The following is a 24,482-nucleotide window of genomic DNA, read 5'->3' as shown; positions in this document are numbered from 1 at the left end:
TTCTAAGGGCACTTTGTCCTGGCCAGGACGGTGCAGTGTTGTGAATTCGCCTCTCTATTCCGATTTTCCTTTCACGCCAGATTTTTCATGCTTCACACCATATTCCTGCGCCTGATCTCATACAGGTAGTGACTTGCCAGGCCTAGCCCTAATCTGTCATTGCCGTCCCCAACAACGCAAATCACTTACTGAATGGAGCTCATCATGAAAAACATTTTTACTACTACGACGATCAAAACCCTGCTGCTTGCCGCAGGTATCGCCACCCTGACAGCCAGCAATGCCATGGCTTTTTCTGAAACTGAATTTAAAACGGCAGTCAAACAACTGGTGAACACACCGACCATTAGCCAGGAGCAATATGTCGCCAATGCTGTCAATGTCTGGCTGAACCAGGATTACATCAATTCACTGGGGCAAGCCGAGATCGATGCCAGCCGTAACGCCAACCAGCAAACTGCCAGCACCTTCAACAATATGCTGCAACAGGAACCTGGTAACCCTTTGCTGATGTCTTATGCCGGTGCCGCAACCGCCAAGTCTTCACTCGACAAATTTGCCAAAGGTGAAAAAACCACGGCACTGGAAGATGGCACAGCGATGGTGGAACAGGCTTTGCAACTGGCGAGCACCAGCCAGGCCATGCATGGCAGCGTACCGGTGGCGCTGGAAGTGCGCTTTGTCGCCGCCAGCACTTATCTGGCTGTACCAAGAATCATGAACCGTCATGACCAGGGTGAGCAATTACTGAAAGATGTCATCGATGCCCAGCAGTTTGCCCAGACTGATGTAAATTTCCGCGGTGCAGTGTGGATGCGCGCAGCAACTTTGGCGGCAGAGAAAAATCATGCCGATGAAGCGAAGAAATACCTGAATGAAATAGTGAAAAACAATGCACCGCAAGCTCAGAAAGCTGCGCAGTTATTGCAAACATTGTCTTGATCTGTTGATGTACTTCGTGAAAGCGGCCAGCTTATGACTGGCCGCTACACATAATACTTACTTCTTGATTTTGACTGGACGCTGCCAGCCATCGATCGTGATTTGTTTTGCGCGTGAGACGGTCAGCTTGCCTTCCGGTGCATCCTTGGTCAGCGTGGTGCCCGCGCCCAGCGTCGCGCCCTTGCCCACCCGCACTGGTGCCACCAGTTGGGTATCGCTGCCGATGAAGGCATCGTCTTCGATGATGGTACGGGATTTGTTCACGCCATCATAATTGCAGGTAATCGTACCTGCACCGATATTGACGCGGCTACCTATGGTGGCGTCACCGATATAGGCGAGGTGATTGGCCTTGCTGTGCGTGGCGATCTGGCTATTCTTGACTTCGACAAAATTACCAATGTGCACATCCTCTGCCAGCTCTGTGCCCGGGCGCAATCTCGCGTAAGGGCCTATCTGTGATTTGGCGCCGACCACGGCATCTTCTATATGGCAGAAAGCCTTGATATTGCTGCCTGCAGCGATACGGGCATCCTTGATGACGCAGTTAGGGCCTATAGTCACGCCGTCTTCCAGATGGACCTCGCCAATAAAGACACAGCCTACGTCGATAGAAACATCGCGCCCGCATTGCAGGCTGCCACGTACATCGATGCGGGCCGGGTCATACAGGCCGACACCTTGCTCCAGCAGTTTGAGGGCGATATTTTTTTGATGCGTGCGCTCCAGATCAGCCAATTGCACCTTGCTGTTAACACCCAGGGTTTCCCAGACTGCGTCGGGTTGGGCGGAGACGACTTCAACACCATCGGCAACCGCCTGGGCGACGATATCCGTTAAATAATATTCACCCTGGGCATTTTTGTTGGACAAGTTGCCCAGCCATTTTTGCAAGTGGGCGGTGGGTATCAGCATGATGCCGGTATTGGTTTCGGTGATCTGGCGCTCTGCCTCATTGGCATCTTTTTGTTCGACGATGCGCGTGATGACGCCTGCTTCCCTGACCATGCGGCCCAGGCCAGTCGGGTCTGTCATATTCACAGTCAGTATGCCTAGTTTGTCATTGCCGGCAACCGCCATCAGGCGCGCCAGGCTGGCAGCCGTAGTCAGTGGCACATCGCCATACAAGACCAGGGTAGGCTGGTTGACATCGAGCACAGGCAAGGCCTGGGCTACCGCATGGCCAGTACCCAGTTGCGGCTCTTGCAGGGCGAAACGCAAGTCTTGCGCAGCCACGGTAGTTGGCACTTGCTCACCGCCATGACCATAAACCACGCAAATATTGCTGGCCTTGAGTTGGCGCGCCGTGGCAATCACATGGCTCAGCAGGGGCTGGCCTGCCAGTGTATGCAAGACCTTGGGCAGGGAAGATTGCATGCGTTTGCCCATACCGGCAGCAAGAATAACGACATTCATAATGGGGGAAATATAAGTTGAAATCCTTAAAAGTTTAACATGCGCAGCATGGCCAGACTGCGGTAGCAGCCTGGTACAGGAAAATATCAGGATGATGGCAAGAAACAAAAATGTACAATTCCTCCTGCTTTTCCAGCCTGACTACATGTACAATTGAGAATAATTATCATTTAGAATGAGCAAGAATAAATTCATGCAAGCCGGTTCAGACAATTTAGCGCAGCAGCAAAGCAGGTCTTTCTGGTTACGACATTTGCATCAATGGCACTGGATCAGCTCGGCACTTTGCCTGATTGCCATGTTGTTGTTTGCTGCCACCGGCATCACCCTGAACCATTCGGCCCAGATAGAGGCCCAGCCTGTGGTCAGCAAAAAAGAAGGTCGCTTGCCGCTGGCCCTGTTGTCGCAATTGAATGCCTTGAAAAATACCGATGACGCTGCCATACCGGGCGAAGTCAGCGACTGGCTGGCACATGAGCTGAATATCAAGCTGGGTGATCAAACGCCGGAATGGTCGCCGGAAGAAGTGTATATAGGTTTGCCTCGCCCTGGTGGCGACGCCTGGATACGCATAGCACTGGACAATGGCGAGATTGAATATGAGCTGACCAGCCGTGGCTGGATCGCCTATTTCAATGACTTGCATAAGGGCCGTAATACTGGCAATGCATGGAACTGGTTCATCGATGCCTTTGCCGTGGTCTGCCTGATTTTTTGCGTGACTGGTCTGTTCCTGCTGAAGATGCATGCAGGCAAGCGCCCCAGTACCTGGCCCGTGGTGGTATTTGGCCTGGTGCTGCCTCTCATGCTGGCCCTGATGTTCATCCATTGATTATTAATACCGTTTACTCTTAGTCCATAAAGGTTGTATATCCATGCGTAAATTGCTCCCGTTTGCCATCACCAGTCTGCTTGGTGCACCAGCCATGAATGTCGTCGCGGCTGATCTGACACTGAAAGTTGAAGTGCCACGCCTGAATGTGGCTGAATACCACAAGCCCTATGTCGCTATCTGGCTGGAAAAACCAGACCAGACATTTGCTGGCAATTTGTCGGTCTGGTATGACTTGAAAAAGCGTGACAACGAAGGTGCCAAATGGCTCAAGGATTTGCGTCAATGGTGGCGTCGCAGTGGTCGCGAATTGCAATTGCCGGTGGATGGACTCAGCGGTGCAACCCGTACCACAGGTGAGCAAACCCTGAGCTTTGCAGGCGACAAGGGTGTGCTGGCCAAGCTGCCAGCCGGTGATTACCAGCTCATCGTCGAAGCTGCGCGTGAAGGTGGTGGCCGCGAAGTCGTCAAAGTGCCATTCCAGTGGCAAGCCAAGGGCGAGCAAAACCTCAAAGCCCAGGGCAGCCATGAACTGGGTGCCATTGCTGTGACCATCAAATAATTAGGCTAAAAAACCGGCTAAAAAACCGGCTCAAGGATAATCATGCACACTATTAAAAAAATCGCCCTCTTCTCGACACTGGCTTGCGCCGCTTTTGCAGCCCAGGCGCATCGTACCTTCCTGGTACCTTCATCCACCGTAGTGGCAGGTAATACCCCCTGGGTAACGGTAGATGCCGCAGCCGCCACTGATGTCTTCGTTTTTGATCACATGCCTTTGAAGCTGGACAATCTCTTCATCACGGCACCGGATGGCACTGCACTGAAGCCGGAAAATGCCAGTACAGGCAAATACCGCAGCAGCTTTGATGTGAAACTGAGCCAGGCGGGTAGCTATAAAATGGGCATACTCAATGAAGGCCTGTTTGCCAGCTATAAAGAAGAAGGTAAAGTCAAACGCTGGCGCGGTACGGCAGAAACTTTCGCCAAGGAAGTACCAGCCAATGCAGAAGAACTGCAAGTCACACAACGCTCAGGCCGTATAGAAACCTTTGTGACGAATGGCAAGCCTGGTGGCAAAGCCATGGACATCACCGGCAGTGGCCTGGAATTGAGTGGTGCCACCCATCCCAACGACCTGGTGGCGGGTGAAACCGCACAATTCCGCCTGACCCTGGATGGCAAACCAGCCGCCAAAGTCAGAGTGACCCTGATACCTGGTGGTGTGCGCTATCGCCAGAAACTCGATGAAAAAACCATCGTCACCGACAATGAAGGCAAGTTCAGTGTGACCTGGGCAAACGCAGGCATGTACTGGCTGGAAGCCGAGGTCAAGGATGACAAGCAAGTCAAGGCCCCCGCCAAGTCCAGGGTCGCCAGCTATGTAGCAACGCTGGAAGTCTTGCCTCAGTAATCAAGCTTTATTATCAACAGCAATATGCGTCGTGTTTTTATACCGCTGGATGTGGCGGAACCACAAATTCCGCCCGACTCTGCCATCAGCCTGACACTCAGTGGCGATAGCATGGGTACCCGCTGGACTGTGCAACTGCTTTGCTCGCCAGCACACGACGCACAGGTCTTGCAGGCTGGTATAGAGCATGAATTAAACCAGGTCATCATGCAGATGAGTAGCTGGGATCCGTCCTCGCTGTTATGCACTTTCAATCGTGCTCCCCTGCATGGCTGGCACGAGGTGACGCCAGAGTTTTTCAGGCTGGTCGACTATAGTCTTTACCTGTCGCAACAGACTGGCGGCGCTTACGATATCACTGCGGGCAAACTGGTTGATCTATGGGGTTTTGGTCCTGCTGGCAAACGCAGCAATGTGCCTGAGCCTGAAGCTATTCAGGCTGCATTACAGGCAGCGAACTGGAAGTCATTGGAACTCGATCATCTGCACCGGCGGCTGCGCAAGACTGGCGACATCGCCCTGGATTTATCGTCGATAGCCAAGGGCTTTGCCCTGGACCAGATTGCCCGTTATCTCGATGCACAAGATATCCACAGCTACCTGATAGAGCTGGGTGGTGAACTGCGTGGGCTGGGTATGAAGAAGGACAAGTCACCCTGGTGGATCAGGATAGAAAGTCCGGCTGGCAGCAATACTCTGGACAAGGAATACCTGGTCGCCCTGCATGGTTTGTCGGCCGCAACTTCGGGTGACTATCGTCAGTATTTTGAGGAGGATGGCCGCCGCTATTCTCATACACTGGACCCGCGTAGTGGATATCCGCTAGCAAATGATCTGGCTTCGGTAACGGTATTGCACGCTGAATGCATGGTGGCAGATGCACTGGCAACGGCACTGACTGTGCTGGGTAGCAGCGCCGGGCTGGAGTATGCCAACCAGCATCAGATTGCCGCCTTGTTCTTGCAAAGAACCGCGACAAGCTACCAAGAAAAAATCAGCAATGCCCTGCGCACCATGCTGGATTAAACATGATGCGCCTGCCCTCTTCAAGCTGGATGAATCGCATCTGCCTGGCCTTGAGCTTATTCTGCCTGGCTAGTTTTTTCCTCCCTTCTTTTGTACAAAAACAAGTCAGTGCTGCCCTGGTCATCCTCAGTTACCTGAGCTTTTGTCTGCAAACCATGAGCAGGCACAAAGCAGCCCAGGCCAGCCAGCATCAGGGCTTGAGCAGTGATGTTGCTTTGATGGACGCGCAAGGCATCCTGGTCGCCTATGCCAGTCAGACTGGTTTTGCAGAACAAATCGCCATCAAGACTGCCCAGCATTTGCAAGATGCTGGCATGAGCGTGGCCATTAGCAGCCTGGCTGCCATCAAACAAGAGAACCTGGCTAAAAGCAAACGTATACTGTTTGTCGTCAGCACCAGCGGTGAAGGAGATGCCCCCGATAATGCGGCGGCCTTCACCCGCAATCTGATGAGGAGGAATATTGATTTATCGCATTTGCATTTTGCCGTGCTGGCCCTGGGTGACCGGCATTATCAGCAATTTTGCGCCTTTGCCCACAGGCTGGATCACTGGCTCAGGCACCAGCAGGCGCATAGCCTGTTTGACATGGTAGAAGTCGATAATGGCGATGAAGGCGCACTGCGTCATTGGCAACATTATCTGGGCTTGCTCAGCGGTCACACTGAAATGGCAGACTGGAGCAAGCCTGGTTATCAGGACTGGATACTGACGGAGAGAGAATTACTCAATCCCGGCAGCCTGGGCGGACCTGCTTATCGCATTGCCTGTATCCCTGCAGACAGTAGCGCTCATCTGTGGCAAGCGGGAGATATCGCTGAAATAGGCCCTGATTATCCGCCAGACTCCGATCCGGCCAGTCATCTCGTCGAGCGCCCCGCCTTGCCGCACCGCGAATACTCGATCTCGTCTTTGCCAGCCGATGGCAAGCTGGAATTACTGGTGCGCCAGATGCATCGCCCAGACGGCAGTCTGGGTATAGGATCGGGCTGGCTGACTGCCTATGCAGAAATTGGCCAGACCATCAAACTGCGCATACGCGCAAACCGCAATTTCCATACACCGCAGCAAGACTGCCCGCTCATCCTGATCGGCAATGGCACCGGGCTGGCCGGTTTGCGTGCCCATATCAAGGCGCGCGCAGCAAATGGTCGCTTGCAGAACTGGCTGATTTTTGGAGAAAGAAATGCAGCCCATGATTTTTTCCATCGCGAAGAAATACTGCGCTGGCAAACCGATGGCGTACTCAGTCAACTGAACCTGTGCTTTTCACGTGACCAGGCTGAACGCCGTTATGTACAGCATGTCTTGCAAGAACAGGGCGCAGATATACAAGCCTGGGTAGAGCAAGGTGCCGCCATTCTCATCTGCGGCAGCCTGCAAGGCATGGCAGAAGATGTGCACCAGACCTTGAGCAAACTGCTGGGTGTGGATAAACTGGAAAACATGGCGGAGCTAGGACTATATAGGCGCGACGTATATTAATATTGAATGCATGATTTGCCGTGTCAGCGGAATTGCAACACTTGTTGCAATTCAATACATGAAAGTCATGTATTTTTTCATGAACCTTGTTGTAGGATAGCATTTGCTCAAAATCGCTAATATATTTACCGGGGTTGTTAGAAGTGAAAACAACCCCTTCTACCCCTATACAAGGCTAATCCATCATGGCAGATGTCACCCCCATACTAAATACCGGTAGTAGCAAACACCGTGTTGATATTGTCTTTGTGGCCGAAGGCTATACGGCTGCAGAAAGAGCCAAGTTTTTGGCTGATGCACAAAGCTTTCTCGACAATATGCTGGGCGATGCCAATGCCAAGCTGAATGCACCGTTTTCACCGTACAAGAATTTATTCAATGCCAGCGCCCTGTTTGTCGCCTCAGCCCAATCAGGGACAGACCAGCCCAACAAGAATATCAGCGTCAATACTTATTTCGATGCGAGCCAACATGGCAGCGATGGTCGTTTGCTGTATGGCGATTTTTCCAAAGTAGATGAGGCTGTCAATAATGCCGTCGCCAGTGACGCGCATGAGCTGGTGGTGGTACTGGTGAATACCAGCCTGTATGGCGGTGCCGGTGGTTCTATCGCCTGGGCTTCTGCCGGGAATATCTCGTCTGCCGAAGTGGTCTTGCATGAGATAGGCCACAGCTTTGCCGGTCTGCAGGATGAATATGTCGATACCTCCATCGCCAGCAATTATCCGGTCACCGACCCTGGCTTTTTGAAAAGCCCCCATGTCACTGATTCCCTGAGCCGCATCCCCTGGTCTGCCTGGCTGGGCTTTAAAGATGGTGATCTGGGCATCGTTGGTACTTATCAAGGCGGCTATTACCGTGATACTGGCATCTGGCGTGCCACCCAGGATTCAAAAATGAATCATCTGGGTGTGGCTTTCAGTGCACCTGAAAAAGAAGCCTTTGCCTTGAAATATTATGCCGCCATAGGCGACTACCTGGACCTTTACAGCAGCATACCGGGTATTTATCAGCCTTCCGTACCTGATAGCAGCTTGCTGGGATATACCTGGAAAATCAATGGCAACACCGTCAATACCACGGATAAAATCTATTTTGATGCCTATGCTTCCGGTGCCTACAAATCCGGGGCCAGCCTGAGCCTGACGACTATCGATAATACCGGCTATATACGCAAAGACTTGAACACCACCCAGCAAGTCGAAACCACGACGCTGGACAAAACCATCATCAATATTAGCGGCCCCAGCGGTGGCTTAAATGGTAGCAATACTATTTACCAGTTCGACGGGAGCAATAATTTTATAGGCTTGAATGCCCCCGAAACGACACGTTATGACTATATCGATGGCGGTAGCGGTACTGATACCCTGGTCCTCAACGCCAAACTGGGTAAAGGAGGAGGCAGTTATTTCATCAATGAAATCGGTAACAACACCTTATTGCTCGGCAATCAGAATGCGGCTTACTGGGCGACACATAGCGTAGAGAAAATCCAGTTTTCCGATTTCATCGTCAACACCACGGTATACGATAATGCCCACTCCATCAAGACGGCAGACCTGCAGTCACTGGAAGAATTGTATGTTGCCTATTTCAATTGCGTGCCAGATGCCGATGGCCTCGATTACTGGGTCACGCAATTCAAGTCTGGGCTAACGCTCAAGCAGATAGGGGATGTTTTTTTCGAGGCAGCAGCGAAATTCCCGGTACAAACTGGTTACACCGCAGGGCTCAGCAATACGGATTTCATCAATAATATTTACAAGAATGCCCTGGGTGCCAAAGATGGTGCCGATGCAGCAGGCATGAAATACTGGCTCAATCAACTCGACAATGGCATATTTAGCCGCGGTTCCATGGTCAGTGCCATATTGGCTGGCGCGCGTGTCTTCAAGGGCGACCCGAACAATGGCTGGGTAGTCGATCTGCTGGATAATAAAATCAAGGTTGCCAACCAGTTTGCAGTTGAATGGGGTTTGAATTACCTGACACCAGAAACCTCGATCACCAATGGTATGGCAATTGCCGCAGCTGTCACAGCGACCGACACCAGTGCTGCCATTACCCTGATAGGTCTGTATGACGGACAAATACAATTTGCCTGATTAGCAAAATCAGCCGGGCAGGCACTGCCAATCACAATAAGCCACCTTTACGGTGGCTTTATTTATTTCACGATGCCTGCATGTATCGCGGTCTGGCCATCGCTCCAGAAGACTTTCTGGACTATGGCATTGATGAGCCAGCTGCTGCTCACTTTGTGCAAACCAAATTCATAGAGGCAATGGGTGTGCAGGGTTTCACCAGCTGCATTCTGGCGAAAAATAATGGTCGACACTTTTGCCCTGGCTTGCTCGCCACTGATCTCGATTTCAGTATTGCCACCCAGGTGATGGGTGCGCAATTCTTGCAGGGCCATGCGACGTAACTCCACATAATGCTGATTGCTCATTTGCTCAGGTGGCGTGCCACGCAAGTCAGAATAGTCAGTATAAATAGAGCTCGCCAGGCAGGCGCATAAGGCATCCCAGTCTTTCAGGTCAAAACTATTGGCGAACCTGGCCAGCAAGTTTTGAATCGCGTGCAAATCAGTATTCATGAAAAATTATTTCAGTATGGAAGAAACGACACCAACCAATTCCCAGCCCAGTATCAAATGCTGGTCTGCATCCAGATGCACGCCATCATACTCACTGGAGCTGACGACACTGCCAGCATCAAAGAAATGACAGCCCGCCGTTGCGGCGACTTCTTTGTAAGCATCGGCCAGGCCAGCAGATTTTTCTTCGCAACCAAGGAATTTAGGAGCAATCGCCCCCTTGGGGGTATGCGGCAAGGGCGGCGCGACGACCAGTATGGGCGGGATTTGCATGCCCGGCTCTATCGGTGCCTGGCGTATGGTATTGATAATCACCGCCAGCCCCTGGCCGGACAACCATGCATCATTCTGATGCATGGACTGGAAATCATTGATGCCCAGCATGACGATCACCAGTGACAAGGGTGTCAGGGTTTCTATGCGCTGCGCCAGACCTTGCGATCCATTACGCCCTGGCTTGAAGGGATCATCCCAGACGGTACGGCGACCGTTGAGACAATCTTCGACCACGCGCACATGGTGATCGGCACTATTGAGGCCTATTTCCAGTACACCTGGCCAGCGTTCCTCAAAATTCAGGCGTTTGCGTGTCGTCGGGATCAAGCCCCAGGACATGGAGTCACCATAGACCAGTATGTGTCGCATGCTTTATTCCTCTATCAGACTTTTTTCAGGTAACAGGCTTTCAACATGAAATTGCCTGCATCCATTTTACAATCGACTTCATGGTCGCCAGCAACCAGGCGTATGCTTTTTACCTTGCTACCCATTTTCAGCGTGGTGGATGAACCCTTGACCTTCAAATCCTTGATGAGAACCACGGCATCGCCATCGGCCAGCACATTACCATTGGCATCTTTGATGATGCGCTCATCGTGATCATCCGCTGCGGCGGCAGCCTGTATGGGCCACTCATGCGCGCAATCGGCACAGATATAATTGTCGCCATCTGGATAGGTATTTTCCAGGGAGCAGACCGGGCAGGCGGGGGAAGTGGACATGAGCGACTTTCTTGATGCAAAAAGACGCCCAGTATACCCGAGTGCCTTGATTTACTAATACGCTGGATAATTCAAGACACTTGAATATTAGTCAGTCTCATTGACCGGGGCCAGCAAGGGAATTTGCATGATGAAGCTGGTTCCCTCTCCTTGTTCGCTGTCTATGCGAATATCGCCGCCCAATAAACTGGTGACGATGTTGTAGACGATATGCATGCCTAGTCCACTACCACCCTGGCCCAGTTTGGTCGTAAAGAAGGGATCAAAAATGCGCCCCAGATTTTCCTGGGGTATGCCCACGCCATTGTCTTCAAAGCGAATTTCCAGCCTGTCCTGATCCAGCATGGCGGCGCTGATCTGTATATGCCCATCGGCCCGGCCTTCGAAGGCATGCAAAATGGCATTGTCGACCAGATTGCAAATGACCTGATCGAAAGGGCCGGGGAAACTATCCATTTCTATATGCACGGGAATATCCATGCTGATTTGCAAACCGGCCTGGCGTATCTTGGACATCATGGTGGCGATGACATCATGGCATACCTTGCTGACATGAAAACGGCGGCGCTTGGAGCTGGCCTGGTCCACCGCCACCTGCTTGAAACTGGCAACCAGATCAGCGGCACTCTTCAAGCCATGTTCTATCAATTCGCTGGCGTGCTGGGCCGCTTGCAAATAGGCGCTCAGGTCAGAGCGACGCAAATTACCGTCCGCCACCTTCTGGGCAAATTCCTGGGTCTTGGCTTGCAGGGTGCTGGAGGTCAGCAAGCTATTACCGATGGGGGTATTGAGTTCATGCGCCACACCAGCTACCAGTGAACCCAGGGCAGCCAGTTTTTCACTGCGCATCAAATCATCCTGGGTGTGGCGCAATTCTGTGGTTCGTTCGGCGATATTTTGCTCCAGCAAGGCATTGGCTTTTGACAAGGCCGTCTGTACTTTTTTAAGCTCAGTGATATCGGTATAGGTAGTCACGAATCCCTGTAACTTGCCATCCTCATGGATGGGCTTGCCCTGAACCAGATGAGTATTCGCATTAGGCCGGGTGCGTTCAAACTGGTGTGCCTGGAATTGTCTGGCAAGCTCAAGCCTGGTATTGACGAGTTCATCTATATCGCCCTCCCCATATTCGCCGCGCTCTGCCATGATGCGCAACAGGTCAGCAAAGGGCACACCTTGATAAATGGTATCAGGATGATAGTTGAGCACATCCAGGAAGCCCTGGTTCCATAAATAGAGTTGCAGTTGCGCGTCAAACACGCTCAAACCCTGGGGCATATGTGCCAGCACGGCTTTCAGGAAAAGCGACTGCTTGCGGAACTCCTGCTCTATGTGATGCTTTGCCGTCACGTCCATGCAGGTAGTGACAAAGCCGCCTCCTTCTACCGGCACACCACGTACTTCTATGATGCTGCCATCTGAACGTGTGCGTTCATAAGAATAGGGAGTATCACTTTGGATGATGTCCATGAGCTTGGCCAGTTTCTCCTCATCACTGGCGGCACTGAATTCCCCATATTCACCACGTTTGATATTGGCTTCGAATACTTCGCGCGCCAGTGGTTGCTGCCCCTGGAACAAGGCTGGTGGCAAATCCAGCATGCGCAATAATTCATTATTCCAGGCAACCACCCTGAGATTTTCATCGATCAGGGAAACGCCGCCAGGGAAATTTTCCAGCAAGATACGCAGTTTTTCATTTTTCCTGCGTGCCATTCGCTCAACCTGCCTGCGCTCGGTAACATCGCGCACCACGGCAATAATGCACTGCCTGCCATCTTCCTCCAGTAGGCTCAGCGCTACTTCCGTCGTGAACAAACTGCCATCGGACTTGCGTGAAGCCCAGTCAAAGCGCTGGGGCTGGCCAGATTTGGTCAGTGCGATATATGCCGCTGCAGCAGTCAGTGAGTCACGCCCATCAAATTGCGTCTTGGGAGACAGATGCAAGGGGGTGCTCAGCAATAATTGCTCTCTTGACAATCCAAACATCTTTTCAGCACTGGGATTGCAATCAATGAAATGCTCGCCTTCCAATACCAGCAAGGCATCCAGAGCCTGTTCTACCATGGCACGGTATAGGGCAACTCTGGATACTTCAACTTTGCCTGGCATGGACAGTCCTGATTGAGCTGAATGCGGAGTAATCAACGAAGTGGATTTGTCAGCACTCATCATACCTCGGGCAGAGCACTAGCGGCAAATCCGACAGTATCAAGACTCCACAATGTGTAACAGCTCTAAACAACTCTAAACAACTCAATTAAGGATTGTTTTTTACCAAATCAACTCAATCACAGATGGTAGAGCCGCGTTCATCACAGCGGCCCGGTATGCTCCAGCAGCCAATAAACGCCATCCTCACTGTGCCCCTGCTCAATTTCTTGCCAGCCCAGATGCTGATAAAATTTCAGGGCGTCATGATTTTCTGCCACACATTTCAAGCGCCAGGGGAAAGCCAGATAGCTTTGCAGGTGCAGCAGCAGTGCCTTGCCCAGACCTTGTCCCTGTGCCTGTGGATCTACATATAAATGGTGGACATAAGCCCCGGCGTCTTGCACTGCCAACAGGGCCAATACCTGCTGATCAGCATCCACGGCTACCCAGATAGTCTCGTCTATGGACACGCTGGCAAAATCAGGAATAGCCGTTGCAGCACGCGTCTGCCAGGCAGCAGTTACGATGCACTGCTGGTAAATTGCCTGCAATGCACAGGCATCTCCGTCGCTGGCTTTGCGTATGTCTATCAAGACAGGGCCGCCGCTTGCTGGCTCAGAAATACCGTCAAGGTGTCGCGCGGCGGCTGCGTGCCTGTCTGGAACAAGATGCGTCCTACTGCACCACGATGGTAATTCCCATGTGTAGCCACATGCAAGAGTATTTCGCCACGCGACATGCAACCTGGCTTGCCATCGACAAAGCTGAAATGGATGTCTTCAGCAAAGCTGTCCTCGGTCTGGGCAGTGATATAGGTCTGGTACCAGAGATCCAACTCTTGCACACTTTGCTGCAAGTCAGGCAGTGCAGGTGTTTCCCTGGTATTGAGGGAAGTAAAGGCATGTCGCTGCCCTTGCAGATTCGCCATGAATATCTGGTCAACGACATGGATATGATTGAGTATGCGTATGGCATCATGCAACTCGCGCGCATAAGTATCAGCAGGCACGCTGGCCATCAATTGATACAGCTCAGTATTGGCCCAGGCCTTGTATTCAAACAGGCTCAATAAAAGTTTTTTGGTATGCATATAGTCTCTCCCAATACTTGTCAGTCCTTGCTCGCAAGCACATGAGGCAAGCAAACAGTTGTCATCCGTCACAAGCATTTTAGCGACTTATACCCATCTCTGCAGCGCGCTGGCGGCATGAAATAGTACAGGCAAGACTAAAATCGCAGAGAGTACCAAGCTAGCCTGGTTTTGTAGGGTGCGCCGCGCGCACCAGCCTCATTGTCGAGAATGTTAAGAGAGAATGGCATCGCGCATGGCAGCAGGTGCATATGCCAAAGATGGTACGCGTGGTGCCCCCTAACAGGTGCAGGCCACGCGTCGTCGCCAGTATTCTTTTGCAAGCCTGCATCCTGTTGATGCAACAAGGCCAGCTCGATTTGGCAACAGCTTTTTATTTACCACTTTCCGTCGAAGCCGTCAGCAGATGCAGGGGCCTTACTTCCTGCGAGCGTGCCTTGACTTCAGCAATAGAAATTCCCCTGCCATCCAGGAACACCTGGAAGTAAGAAGCGCCATTATTTTGACGCATGGTCATGCGGGTTTTGCCATTGACCTGGTAATCAACACCAGAGCCGCCGGGTACCGCGCGGTATTTAATGGTCTTGCCATCGATGCCGGCATTAAAGGCCGCTGCGCCGCGCATCTTCAGCAAGACATCATATAAACCATCGGTGTTTTTGGCAGCGAATTGAGCTACCTCTACTTCTACATCTTCGCCTTCCAGGTATTTACCGTAGGGATTCATGACGACGGTTTCAGCCATGGCAAACCCCGCTATGGCACATAAGAAAAACGCCGCTATTGTTGACTTGATTAATTTCAATTTTATTTACCTTTGTATACATGATGATAGTATGAAGTCAGGAAAAAACAGAAGCAGGGAAAATGAATCTGATCACTGCCCTGCCTGACACTCTTACATAAATAAAGCTGGTCTTTAAAAGCTGCTAAAAACATTTACACAAGTTACAAACTCAGGAACCGGCATAAGCCTGGTCCAGATCAGCGATGATGATTTTTTTCATCTTGAACATGGCCATCATGACTCTTTGCGCCTTGGCCGGGTCAGCATCATTGAGATAATTGATCAGGGCCTGCGGCACGACTTGCCAGGAGACGCCGTATTTATCAGTGAGCCAGGCACACTGGCTTTCCTGACCACCGCCCGCGAGTAATTTGTCCCAGTAATAATCAACTTCTTCCTGGGTATCACAATTGACGACGAAGGAAATCGCCGGAGTAAAAGTGTAGTGGGGGCCACCATTCAAGGCCACAAATTCTTGTCCTGCCACGGTGAACTTGATGGTCAGTACCGTCCCCTTGGGCAGGGGCGCCCCTTCGCCATAGCGGGCCAGGTGCAGGATTTTTCCATCCTTGAAGATGTCGAGGTAAAACGCTACTGCTTCTTCTGCCTGGTGATCAAACCAGAGGAAGGGGGTAATTTTTTGCATGATGCTGTCTCCGTTTTAAATATGGCGAATTCAAGATGAAGTGCACAAGCTACAGCCAAAACTCCTGGTAACATCAAGCCGTTTATTGATCAATAATGACCAGCGTACCCTTGCTCCCCGCAGCCACCGCATGCGGTGTATGGGCAGGCACCAGATACAACTCCCCGGCTTTGACAGTCACAATCTCACCGTGGATATCCAGGTTCATTTGCCCATCCAATACCAGCAAGGCTTCAGTAAAATCGTGGGTTTCATCTGGATAATCACTTTCATCCATGCGCAAGACTTTGACTTGCGCACCACCCGCTTTACCCAAAATAGTAGACCGCCAGGCGGCTGGCAAAGCGGCCGCTTCGGAAAGCAAATTCTTATGCAACATTTAAGCGCAAACCTCTCAATGACTGTCTTTTAAAGCTGGGTCCCAGTGTTCTGCAATTTTCCCGTTTTCTATACGGAACATATCAAACCAGGTGGTCGTGTATTTCTTGCTGGCAACTTTGGGGTCAGGTACGGTACTGACAAAGCTTAAAATCACTTTATCGCCCTCGGCCGTGATCGCCACCAAAGGAGCCTTGACCCTGGCCTGTATTTCTTTGGGCTTGACGAATTTGCTGAAGACTTCCACAAAACCCGCACGCCCGGTCGCTACACTGGGGTTGTGCTGCATATAGCTTTCTGCCAGGTATTTATCTGCCAGCTCCATATGCCCGCCCTCAAACACTTCGCGCCAAAAGTCATATACCAAACGCTTATTGGCAGCCAGACCTGCATCTGCACTGGCCAGCATGGCTGCATGATCAGGGTTGGCTTGCACAGGCAATTGCGCATGAGCAAGCAAGGGCAGGCTAAGACTAACAGCTAAAGCAAGACCACGAAAAAAGATCGGCATTCAAGACTCCTTATATAAGGAAAACAAATAAATAAGCCGCCAGCCCCAGCTTAACGAAGACAGATACTACTTATTCGCATCATTCTTGGCAGGTTTGGCGGCAGCCCCACCGGTATTGACCTCAATAACCGCCCTTTGTTCATCCGCCACCCTTTGCACTGTATCCGCCACTGCCTTCGCCTTATCCAGCTGCTCTTTCTGTGCGGAAAGAAGATTGGGAGCCGAGGATTCAGCCTTAGGCTCCACCTTGGGTTCTGCAGGTTTGTTGCAGGCCGCGAGAATAGAAAGACAAGCCAAGAAAATAATAGTGCGCATGAAATACTCCTGAAAGCTGCAGTATCGCAGCCATGACCAGATTGAATGTAGACAGGTATTCTAGCAATAAATAGCACTTAGCAAAAAACAAAAAGCCCGAATTTATATTCGGGCTTTTTGTTGCCTTACACAAGGCGCAAAGGACAGCACTACTTCGTAATTGCAAATAGCTATGTGCCCGATCCTAGATTTTGAGGTTTAATAGTGCTTGAAACATGGTGCGCATAGCGCACCCTACTAAATTCAGCGGGATGCGCTAATGCGCCCGCTAATTGGTGTTCCGATTTTTCCGACTGCCGTCAGGGAGCTTCGAAAAACCTTTTCACCGGGATGCAGAGCAAGGCGTAAAGCACAGCAATACGTCGGTATTGCGAGCATTTACAACGCAGCTATGCGCCCGATTAAAAGGTTTTTGAAGCTTCCTACATGTTGCGTCTGTACTGTCCACCAACCTCGAACAGCGCCGTCGTAATCTGCCCCAACGAACAAACCCGCGCCGCATCCATCAACCTGGCAAACACATTCTCATTATTGATCGCCGCCTGCTGCAAAGCTGCCAGTGCCTTCGGTGCCACGTCCGCATGACGGCCATGGAAATCCGCCAGGCGTTGTAACTGCGATTGCTTTTCTTCTTCAGTAGAACGCGCCAGTTCTATCTTTTGCGGCGTGTCATTGGCTTTAGGATTGCGGAAGGTATTCACACCGATGATAGGCAGAGTGCCATCATGTTTCAGGTGCTCATAGTGCATGGATTCTTCCTGTATCTTGCCGCGCTGATAGCCGGTTTCCATGGCACCGAGTACGCCACCGCGTTCTGCGATGCGTTCAAACTCCTGCATGACAGCTTCTTCTACCATGTCGGTCAGTTCTTCGATGATGAAGCTGCCCTGGATAGGGTTCTCGTTTTTCGCCAGACCCCATTCACGGTTGATAATGAGCTGGATAGCCAGCGCACGGCGTACAGATTCATCAGTAGGCGTGGTGATGGCTTCATCATAGGCATTGGTGTGCAGGCTGTTGCAGTTGTCGTAGATCGCAATCAGGGCTTGCAGTGTGGTGCGGATATCGTTGAAATCGATCTCTTGCGCATGCAGAGAACGGCCACTGGTCTGGATATGATATTTGAGTTTCTGGCTGCGGTCATTCGCACCATATTTGTCACGCATGGCCACTGCCCAGATACGGCGGGCGACACGGCCCAGTACCGTGTATTCAGGATCCATGCCATTGCTGAAGAAGAAGGACAGGTTGGCCGCAAAATCATCTATATGCATGCCACGTGCCAGATAAGCTTCGACAAAGGTGAAGCCATTCGACAGGGTGAACGCCAGTTGTGAAATCGGGTTCGCGCCTGCTTCGGCAATGTGATAGCCGGAGATGGAAACAGAATAGAAATTGCGCACCTGATGATGGACGAAATATTCCTGTATATCGCCCATGACCTTCAGCGAAAATTCTGTTGAAAAGATGCAGGTGTTCTGCCCCTGGTCTTCTTTCAGGATATCTGCCTGCACAGTGCCGCGCACGTTCTGCAATACCCAGGCGCGTATCTTGGCGGATTCATCGGCAGTTGGTTCACGCTTGTTATCGACGCGGAATTTTTCCATCTGTTGATCAATCGCCGTGTTCATGAAGAAAGCCAGTATGGTCGGTGCCGGGCCATTGATGGTCATGGATACCGATGTGGCCGGGTCGCACAGATCAAAGCCGTCATACAGGACCTTCATGTCTTCCAGTGTCGCGACTGACACGCCGGAATTACCGACCTTGCCGTAGATATCAGGACGTATGGCCGGGTCTGCGCCGTACAGGGTCACTGAGTCAAAAGCAGTAGACAGACGCTTGGCATCCATGCCTTGCGATACCAGCTTGAAGCGACGGTTGGTACGGAAAGGATCACCCTCACCGGCAAACATGCGGGTAGGGTCTTCACCTTCACGTTTGAAGGCAAATACACCAGCGGTGAAGGGAAAAGAACCAGGCACATTTTCCAGCAACAGCCAGCGCAGGATTTCACCATGATCGACAAAGCGTGGCAAAGCCACCTTGCGTATCTTGGTGCCTGACAGGGATTGCTGTACCAGGCGGGTGCGTATCTCTTTATCGCGAATCTTGACGACATATTCATCACCGGCATAAGCAGCCTGCATGTCTGGCCACATGCTAATGAGTTTTTTGGATTCACCGTCGAGGCGGTTTTCACGTTCAGTGATCAAGTCATCAAAGTCAGCAGACTTGCCTGCCACTGACAGCATGCGCTTGCTTTCTTGCAGTTGCTGGCGTTCACGGGCTATCAAGACCTGCTTGCCGGTGTTCTTGTGATAGGCGCGTACCGTATCAGCAATCTCAGCCAGGTAACGGCTGCGTGCTGGTGGCACGATGACATTCTTGGCGCTGGAATATTTGACGCTGATCGCAGCCAGCTTGCTGGGCTTGGCCAGCAAGCCGCGTTGCACCAGTGCTGGCAAGATGCCTTGATACAGAGCAGTCACACCATCATCATTGAAGCGTGAAGCCTGCGTGCCATAGACTGGCATTTCATCTGGCTTCTGCGTCCATAATTCGCGGTTGCGCTGGTATTGTTTGGCGACGTCGCGCAGGGCATCCTGTGCGCCTTTGCGGTCGAATTTATTGATGGCGACAAAATCGGCAAAATCGAGCATGTCGATTTTTTCCAGTTGTGACGCCGCACCAAATTCTGGTGTCATGACATACATGGAGACGTCAACATGCGGCACGATGGCTGCATCACCCTGGCCTATGCCGGAAGTCTCGACGATGACGAGATCGAAGCCAGCGACCTTGCAGGCTGCGATCACATCTGGCAAGGCTTGCGAAATTTCTGAACCCGCTTCACGGGTTGCCAGCGAGCGCATGAAAACCTTAAGCTTGCCCTTCCAGGGATTGATCGCATTCATGCGTATGCGGTCACCCAGCAAGGCACCGCCAGATTTGCGGCGCGATGGGTCGATGGAAATCAGGGCGATGTTCAGGTGATCATCCTGGTCCAGGCGTATGCGACGTATGAGTTCATCTGTCAGAGAAGATTTACCGGCGCCACCAGTACCTGTAATACCCAGGGTTGGTGCCTTGCTGGCTTTGGCCGCATCCATCAATTGTGTGCGCAATTCCGGCGCGACCTTGTCGTTTTCCAGCGCAGTAATCAATTGTGCCAGCGGGCGATGCTTGTCGGCGATATCGCCTTGCTGCAATACTGCCAGCGTCGTTGGTGCATAGCCGGACAGGTCGCTGTCGCAAGCCTGTATCATCGATAAAATCATGCCCACCAGGCCCATGCGCTGGCCATCTTCAGGGCTGAAAATACGGGTCACGCCATAGGCATGCAAGTCAGCTATTTCTTCCGGCACGATGACACCACCGCCGCCGCCAAATACCTTGATGTGCGCACCGCCGCGTTGTTTGAGCAGGTCTATCATGTATTTGAAGTATTCAACATGGCCACCCTGGTAACTGGAAATGGCGATGCCCTGGGCATCTTCCTGCAGGGCCGCAGTGACAATTTCCTCTACCGAACGGTTATGGCCCAGATGGATCACTTCTGCACCATTCGCCATCAGGATGCGGCGCATGATATTGATCGAGGCATCATGGCCATCGAACAGGGAAGCGGCAGTAACAAAGCGCACTTTGTTGGCAGGTTTGTATTCAGTCAGGTTCTGGGCAACGGACAGGTCAGTCATGTCTTCCTCATCGGTCTTGTTTTATCACAGTGATTATTGCTATTTGGTAACAATCACTGTGTTTGGGTTAGGCTAAGTTATATGACGTTAACGTAAACGTCAATATGAAAATGTAAAACGGCAATCTCAGGCTGGGCGTGGCTTATGGCAGCAAAATGTCTGGAAAGAGTCATGAACACTGGGTCTTAAAAAAATACCAACCATCCATACAACTACCAACGCCAAACTGACAAGGCAGGCTACTCGCCCGGCTTGCCAGTTTGCCATCAGGTAATTACGCTACACGCGATACTTCCTTGATCACTGTTGTATTTTGAGGGTTCAGCAAAACTGCTTTCTCAGCATGATACGCCTGCATGGCCTTTTCTTTGACATGGCCATAACCGCGTATCTTTTCAGGCAGGCTGGCGAGAGCGATGGCTTGTTCCAGATTATCTGCATTCAAACCAGCAGCCAGTTTTTCCATCAGGGCTGTATATTCAACGATGAGAGCACGTTCGGCCTTGCGTTCTTCGGTCTTGCCAAAGATATCCAGTGCTGTACCACGCAAGCCCTTGAGTTTGGCCAGCAGCTTGAATGCCTGCCATACCCAGGAACCATATTGCGCCTTGACCAGATGACCCTGCCCATCTTTCTTCGAGAAGATAGGCGGAGCCAGATTGAATTTCAGGCTGAAGTCACCTTCAAACTGTTGCTTGAGTTTTGCGGTGAAATCGCCATTGGTGTACAGGCGTGCGACTTCATATTCATCCTTGTAGGCCATGAGTTTGAACGCATATTTGGCGACTGCCATGCTGAACTTGTTACCGGCATTCAATGCAGATTCCGCCTTGCGGACTTTGTCGACCAGATCAGCGTATTGCTGGGCGTAAGCGGCGTTCTGGTAATCCGTCAATACCGCAATGCGGCGTTTGATGAGGGCGTCCAGGCTTTGCGGCATCTGGATGACGACAGGCTGGCCAGGGATGGCGATTTTTTCCACACGGGCAAAATCCACCGCAGCACGGCGGCCCCAGAGGAAAGCTTTTTTGTTGGCCTCGATCGCCACACCGTTCAGTTCAATCGCACGCAGCAAGGCTGTTTCAGATACGGGTATTGCACCTTTCTGATAAGCAAAACCCAGCATGAACAGATTGGTGGCAATGGAGTCGCCCATCAAGGCGGTTGCCAGTTTGGTAGCATTGATGAAATCAACATTGCCACCGACTGATTCAGAAATCAGGTGTTCAACTGATTCCAGCGGGAATTGCCAGTCAGGGTTCTTGGCAAACGGGCCTGTCGGTTGTTCATGGGTATTGATGACGGCACGGGTGCGGCCTGCACGCATTTTGGAAATCGCATCATGTGCACCAGCTGTCAAAATATCGCAGCCCAGAATCAGGTCAGCTTCACCCGTTGCTATACGCTGTGCACGCAATTTGCCAGCCTGGTTGACGATGCGTATATGCGAAGTCACAGAGCCATTTTTTTGCGACATGCCTGTCATGTCGAGTACCGATGCGCCCTTGCCTTCCAGATGCGCCGCCATGCCCAGCAAGGCGCCAACGGTGATCACACCGGTGCCGCCTATGCCGTTCAACAAGATATTGTAAGAGCTTTCACAGGCAGGCAATTGCGGTTCTGGCAGTGCGCCGAAATCATCTGTCTTTGCTGTACCTGTTTTGGATTTGACCAGCTTACCGCCTTCTACAGTGACAAAGCTGGGGCAGAAACCCTTGACGCAGGAATAATCCTTGTTGCAGGACGACTGATCTATGCTGCGCTTACGGCCAAATTCTGTTTCCACCGGCATGATGGACGTACAGTTGGATTGCACACCACAGTCTCCACAGCCTTCGCAGACTGCTTCATTGATGAACATGCGCTGATTAGGGTCAGGGAATTCGCCTTTTTTGCGGCGACGACGCTTCTCGGCGGCGCAGGTCTGGTCGTAGATGAGTACGGTCGCGCCGGGTATGTCGCGCAATTCGCGTTGCACAGCATCCATGTCCTTGCGGTCATGCAGAGTTAAAAAGCTAGGCAAGTTGGAGCGGTCTGTGTAACGTGACAAATCCTCAGTCACCAGGGCGATACGCTTGACACCTTCTGCCGCCATCTGTTGCGCCATCATCGGCACGCTGATCGTGCCATCGACGGGTTGTCCACCCGTCATCGCCACTGCATCGTTATACAAAATCTTATAGGTGATGTTGACCTTGGCAGCGACCGCCGCGCGTATTGCCAGATAACCGGAATGGAAATAAGTGCCATCTCCGAGGTTCTGAAATACATGCGGCAAGGTCGAGAAAGCTGCCTGACCTATCCAGGGCGCGCCTTCGCCACCCATATGGGTGGTCAGTTTATTGAATTCAGGATAAATCGCCGTAGCCATGACATGGCAACCTATGCCAGCCAGTGCCAGGCTGCCTTCCGGCACCTTGGTCGAGGTATTGTGTGGACAGCCTGAGCAATAGTAAGCCGGGCGCGCCGGCGTATTGACTTGCTTGCTGAGCACGACATCCTTGGCTTCCAAAAACGCCAGACGCGCCTTGATGAGGTCACTGGTATGGAAACGGGCGATGCGTGAAGAAATCACGCGCGCAATCTGCGCCACCGAAAAGTCAGCCTTGGAAGTCAGCAGCCATTCACCACGCGGATGTACCCATTCACCTTTTTCATCGAACTTGCCGATGACGCGCGGGCGCACGTCATCGCGCCAGTTATATAGTTGTTCCTTGAGCTGGTACTCGACCATCTGGCGTTTTTCTTCAACGACCAGAATTTCATCAAGGCCCTGGGCAAACTCACGCACGCCATCCGGCTCCAGCGGCCAGGGCATGGATACCTTGAACAGGCGTATGCCTATCTCGGCAGCGAATTTCTCATCGATGCCCAGTTCTTCCAGCGCTTCCAGCACATCAAGGTAAGACTTGCCGGAGGCGACGATGCCCAGACGCGCCGTCGGGCTGTCTATGGTGACATGATTGAGTTTGTTGATACGGGCATAGGCCAGGGCTGCATAGATCTTGTAATCCTGCATCAGGGCTTCCTGCTTGCGTGCCTGTATGCCGAGGGTATCCAGAGACAAACGCGTGTTCAGGCCACCTTCAGGCATGACAAAGTCTTGCGGTAGCTTGATTTGCAGGCGGAAAGGGTCAGCATCGACGGAAGAAGTCGACTCTACCGTATCAGCCAGGGCCTTGAAGCCGACTGCGCAGCCTGAGAAACGCGACATGGCCCATGCATGCAAGCCCAGGTCCAGGTATTCCTGCACATTGCTGGGGTAGAGCATAGGGATCATGCAGGCGGAGAATATATGGTCAGACTGATGTGGCAGCGTTGAGGAATACGCACCATGGTCATCACCGGCCACTAGCAAAACACCACCGTGTTTCGATGTGCCAGCATGGTTCATGTGCTTGAAGACGTCAGCACTACGGTCCACGCCAGGGCCTTTGCCATACCACATGCCAAATACACCATCGTATTTGGCCGGGCCTATCAGGTCTACCGTTTGCGAGCCCCAGACTGCGGTCGCTGCCAGGTCTTCATTGACGCCGGGCACAAACTGCACATGGTTTTGCTCCAGCAGTTTTTTGGTTTTCCACAATGTTTCATCCAGACCACCCAGCGGGGAGCCACGATAACCGGAAATAAATCCCGCCGTATTCAGTCCAGCAGCCTGGTCGCGCTGGCGCTGCATCATGGGCAGTCTTACCAGGGCTTGTATGCCTGACAAAAAGATCGTGCCGCTGTTCGACGTATATTTATCGTCAAGTTGCACATCATTCAATTGCGGGGGGCTGGTGATCTGGCTGGCTTCGAGCGCATCGCTAGATGCTTCTTGATTGCTATTGCCTGTTCTGGCAAGGGACGAGAGTCCAGCAGACTCCATGGTGGTGTCGGATGACATAAGGTGGCTCCAAAATTTGTGATTTAGATCGCAAAGAGCATGCGTTGTATCCGGTAAGACACAATTTTGCTCGGAGCCTATAGCGAGGTATCAGAGATAGGCTCTCGTTGCGTTGGTAGTGATAACTACCATTTTATTCGAATTCGACACAAAATTCGATATCAAGACGCTATCTGTATCACATCTGCCAACGTCAGATATGCTACGAGGTGATTACGCGGTGCTTGACACCAAGCTGGTCGAATCAAAAAGACATCAAAAGAAGCTTTCGAAATTTCGCTGCAGCGCTTC

At 51.8% G+C, this 24,482-nt stretch carries 21 protein-coding genes; 7 read left to right on the top strand and 14 right to left on the bottom strand.

The genetic code is table 11. From position 1 onward, the window contains the following. Nucleotides 1-204 precede the first annotated feature (204 nt). Nucleotides 205-942: a hypothetical protein gene (locus ACO0LF_RS19910; RefSeq protein WP_423017148.1), complete on the top strand. Its 738-nt coding sequence runs from the start codon at nt 205-207 to the stop codon at nt 940-942. A 57-nt stretch (nt 943-999) separates the two neighbouring features. On the opposite strand, the gene glmU is transcribed toward ACO0LF_RS19910, so the two are convergent. Continuing rightward, nucleotides 1,000-2,358 (bottom strand): bifunctional UDP-N-acetylglucosamine diphosphorylase/glucosamine-1-phosphate N-acetyltransferase GlmU, encoded by a 1,359-nt coding sequence (gene glmU / locus ACO0LF_RS19905; protein ID WP_423017146.1) that lies wholly within the window; start codon nt 2,356-2,358, stop codon nt 1,000-1,002. Nucleotides 2,359-2,533: 175 nt separating this feature from the next. Between glmU and ACO0LF_RS19900 the strand changes: the two genes are divergently transcribed. The 6 genes from ACO0LF_RS19900 to ACO0LF_RS19875 all read left to right on the top strand — a co-directional run bounded on the left by ACO0LF_RS19900 (nt 2,534) and on the right by ACO0LF_RS19875 (nt 9,222). Further along, complete coding sequence (locus ACO0LF_RS19900) at nt 2,534-3,190, top strand: PepSY-associated TM helix domain-containing protein (protein WP_423017144.1); 657 nt, start codon at nt 2,534-2,536, stop codon at nt 3,188-3,190. 43 nt (nt 3,191-3,233) lie between these two features. Continuing rightward, nucleotides 3,234-3,752 carry a DUF2271 domain-containing protein gene (locus tag ACO0LF_RS19895; RefSeq protein WP_423017142.1) on the top strand — a complete coding sequence of 173 codons (519 nt, stop codon included), beginning with the start codon at nt 3,234-3,236 and terminating at the stop codon, nt 3,750-3,752. A gap of 42 nt (nt 3,753-3,794) precedes the next feature. Further along, nucleotides 3,795-4,604: a DUF4198 domain-containing protein gene (locus ACO0LF_RS19890; protein WP_423017140.1), complete on the top strand. Its 810-nt coding sequence runs from the start codon at nt 3,795-3,797 to the stop codon at nt 4,602-4,604. A 24-nt stretch (nt 4,605-4,628) separates the two neighbouring features. Beyond that, complete coding sequence (locus ACO0LF_RS19885) at nt 4,629-5,630, top strand: FAD:protein FMN transferase (RefSeq protein WP_423017138.1); 1,002 nt, start codon at nt 4,629-4,631, stop codon at nt 5,628-5,630. A gap of 2 nt (nt 5,631-5,632) precedes the next feature. Further along, nucleotides 5,633-7,114, top strand: coding sequence for a sulfite reductase subunit alpha (locus tag ACO0LF_RS19880; RefSeq protein WP_423017136.1), 1,482 nt, complete (start codon nt 5,633-5,635; stop codon nt 7,112-7,114). 185 nt (nt 7,115-7,299) lie between these two features. After that, complete coding sequence (locus ACO0LF_RS19875) at nt 7,300-9,222, top strand: M64 family metallopeptidase (protein ID WP_423017134.1); 1,923 nt, start codon at nt 7,300-7,302, stop codon at nt 9,220-9,222. Nucleotides 9,223-9,284: 62 nt separating this feature from the next. Here the strand turns inward: ACO0LF_RS19875 and ACO0LF_RS19870 are convergent, their stop codons facing one another. The 13 genes from ACO0LF_RS19870 to ACO0LF_RS19810 all read right to left on the bottom strand — a co-directional run bounded on the left by ACO0LF_RS19870 (nt 9,285) and on the right by ACO0LF_RS19810 (nt 24,191). Continuing rightward, entirely contained in the window at nt 9,285-9,716 is a 432-nt protein-coding gene (locus ACO0LF_RS19870) for a nuclear transport factor 2 family protein (RefSeq protein WP_423017132.1), read from the bottom strand. 6 nt (nt 9,717-9,722) lie between these two features. Continuing rightward, complete coding sequence (locus ACO0LF_RS19865; protein ID WP_423017130.1) at nt 9,723-10,361, bottom strand: SGNH/GDSL hydrolase family protein; 639 nt, start codon at nt 10,359-10,361, stop codon at nt 9,723-9,725. A 14-nt stretch (nt 10,362-10,375) separates the two neighbouring features. After that, complete coding sequence (locus ACO0LF_RS19860; protein ID WP_423017128.1) at nt 10,376-10,717, bottom strand: zinc ribbon domain-containing protein YjdM; 342 nt, start codon at nt 10,715-10,717, stop codon at nt 10,376-10,378. An 87-nt stretch (nt 10,718-10,804) separates the two neighbouring features. Then, on the bottom strand, nt 10,805-12,829 hold the full coding sequence (locus ACO0LF_RS19855; protein ID WP_423017126.1) for a PAS-domain containing protein: 2,025 nt from the start codon (nt 12,827-12,829) through the stop codon (nt 10,805-10,807). A 203-nt stretch (nt 12,830-13,032) separates the two neighbouring features. Beyond that, on the bottom strand, nt 13,033-13,464 hold the full coding sequence (locus tag ACO0LF_RS19850) for a GNAT family N-acetyltransferase (protein ID WP_423017124.1): 432 nt from the start codon (nt 13,462-13,464) through the stop codon (nt 13,033-13,035). After that, a complete protein-coding gene (locus tag ACO0LF_RS19845; protein ID WP_423017122.1) occupies nt 13,461-13,961 on the bottom strand; it encodes a DinB family protein in 501 nt (166 codons plus the stop codon). The genes ACO0LF_RS19850 and ACO0LF_RS19845 overlap by 4 nt, the downstream gene beginning before the upstream one ends. A 373-nt stretch (nt 13,962-14,334) precedes the next feature. Continuing rightward, the gene (locus ACO0LF_RS19840; RefSeq protein ID WP_423017120.1) at nt 14,335-14,706 is read right to left on the bottom strand and encodes a hypothetical protein; all 372 of its coding nucleotides are present in this window, start codon (nt 14,704-14,706) and stop codon (nt 14,335-14,337) included. Between the two features lie 211 nt (nt 14,707-14,917). Beyond that, nucleotides 14,918-15,394 (bottom strand): VOC family protein, encoded by a 477-nt coding sequence (locus tag ACO0LF_RS19835; protein WP_423017118.1) that lies wholly within the window; start codon nt 15,392-15,394, stop codon nt 14,918-14,920. 82 nt (nt 15,395-15,476) lie between these two features. Beyond that, nucleotides 15,477-15,773, bottom strand: coding sequence for a cupin domain-containing protein (locus tag ACO0LF_RS19830; protein WP_423017116.1), 297 nt, complete (start codon nt 15,771-15,773; stop codon nt 15,477-15,479). A gap of 15 nt (nt 15,774-15,788) precedes the next feature. Further along, complete coding sequence (locus tag ACO0LF_RS19825) at nt 15,789-16,283, bottom strand: nuclear transport factor 2 family protein (RefSeq protein WP_423017114.1); 495 nt, start codon at nt 16,281-16,283, stop codon at nt 15,789-15,791. A gap of 66 nt (nt 16,284-16,349) precedes the next feature. After that, nucleotides 16,350-16,598: a hypothetical protein gene (locus ACO0LF_RS19820; protein WP_423005614.1), complete on the bottom strand. Its 249-nt coding sequence runs from the start codon at nt 16,596-16,598 to the stop codon at nt 16,350-16,352. A gap of 422 nt (nt 16,599-17,020) precedes the next feature. Next, entirely contained in the window at nt 17,021-20,299 is a 3,279-nt protein-coding gene (icmF, locus tag ACO0LF_RS19815; protein WP_423017112.1) for a fused isobutyryl-CoA mutase/GTPase IcmF, read from the bottom strand. Between the two features lie 274 nt (nt 20,300-20,573). Then, nucleotides 20,574-24,191 (bottom strand): indolepyruvate ferredoxin oxidoreductase family protein, encoded by a 3,618-nt coding sequence (locus tag ACO0LF_RS19810; RefSeq protein ID WP_423017110.1) that lies wholly within the window; start codon nt 24,189-24,191, stop codon nt 20,574-20,576. Between the last annotated feature and the right edge of the window lie 291 nt (nt 24,192-24,482).

Origin of the sequence: Undibacterium sp. Di27W, from assembly GCF_049340345.1 — a bacterium.
GTDB lineage: Bacteria > Pseudomonadota > Gammaproteobacteria > Burkholderiales > Burkholderiaceae_D > Undibacterium.
This window is presented reverse-complemented; position numbering and strand designations above follow the sequence as displayed.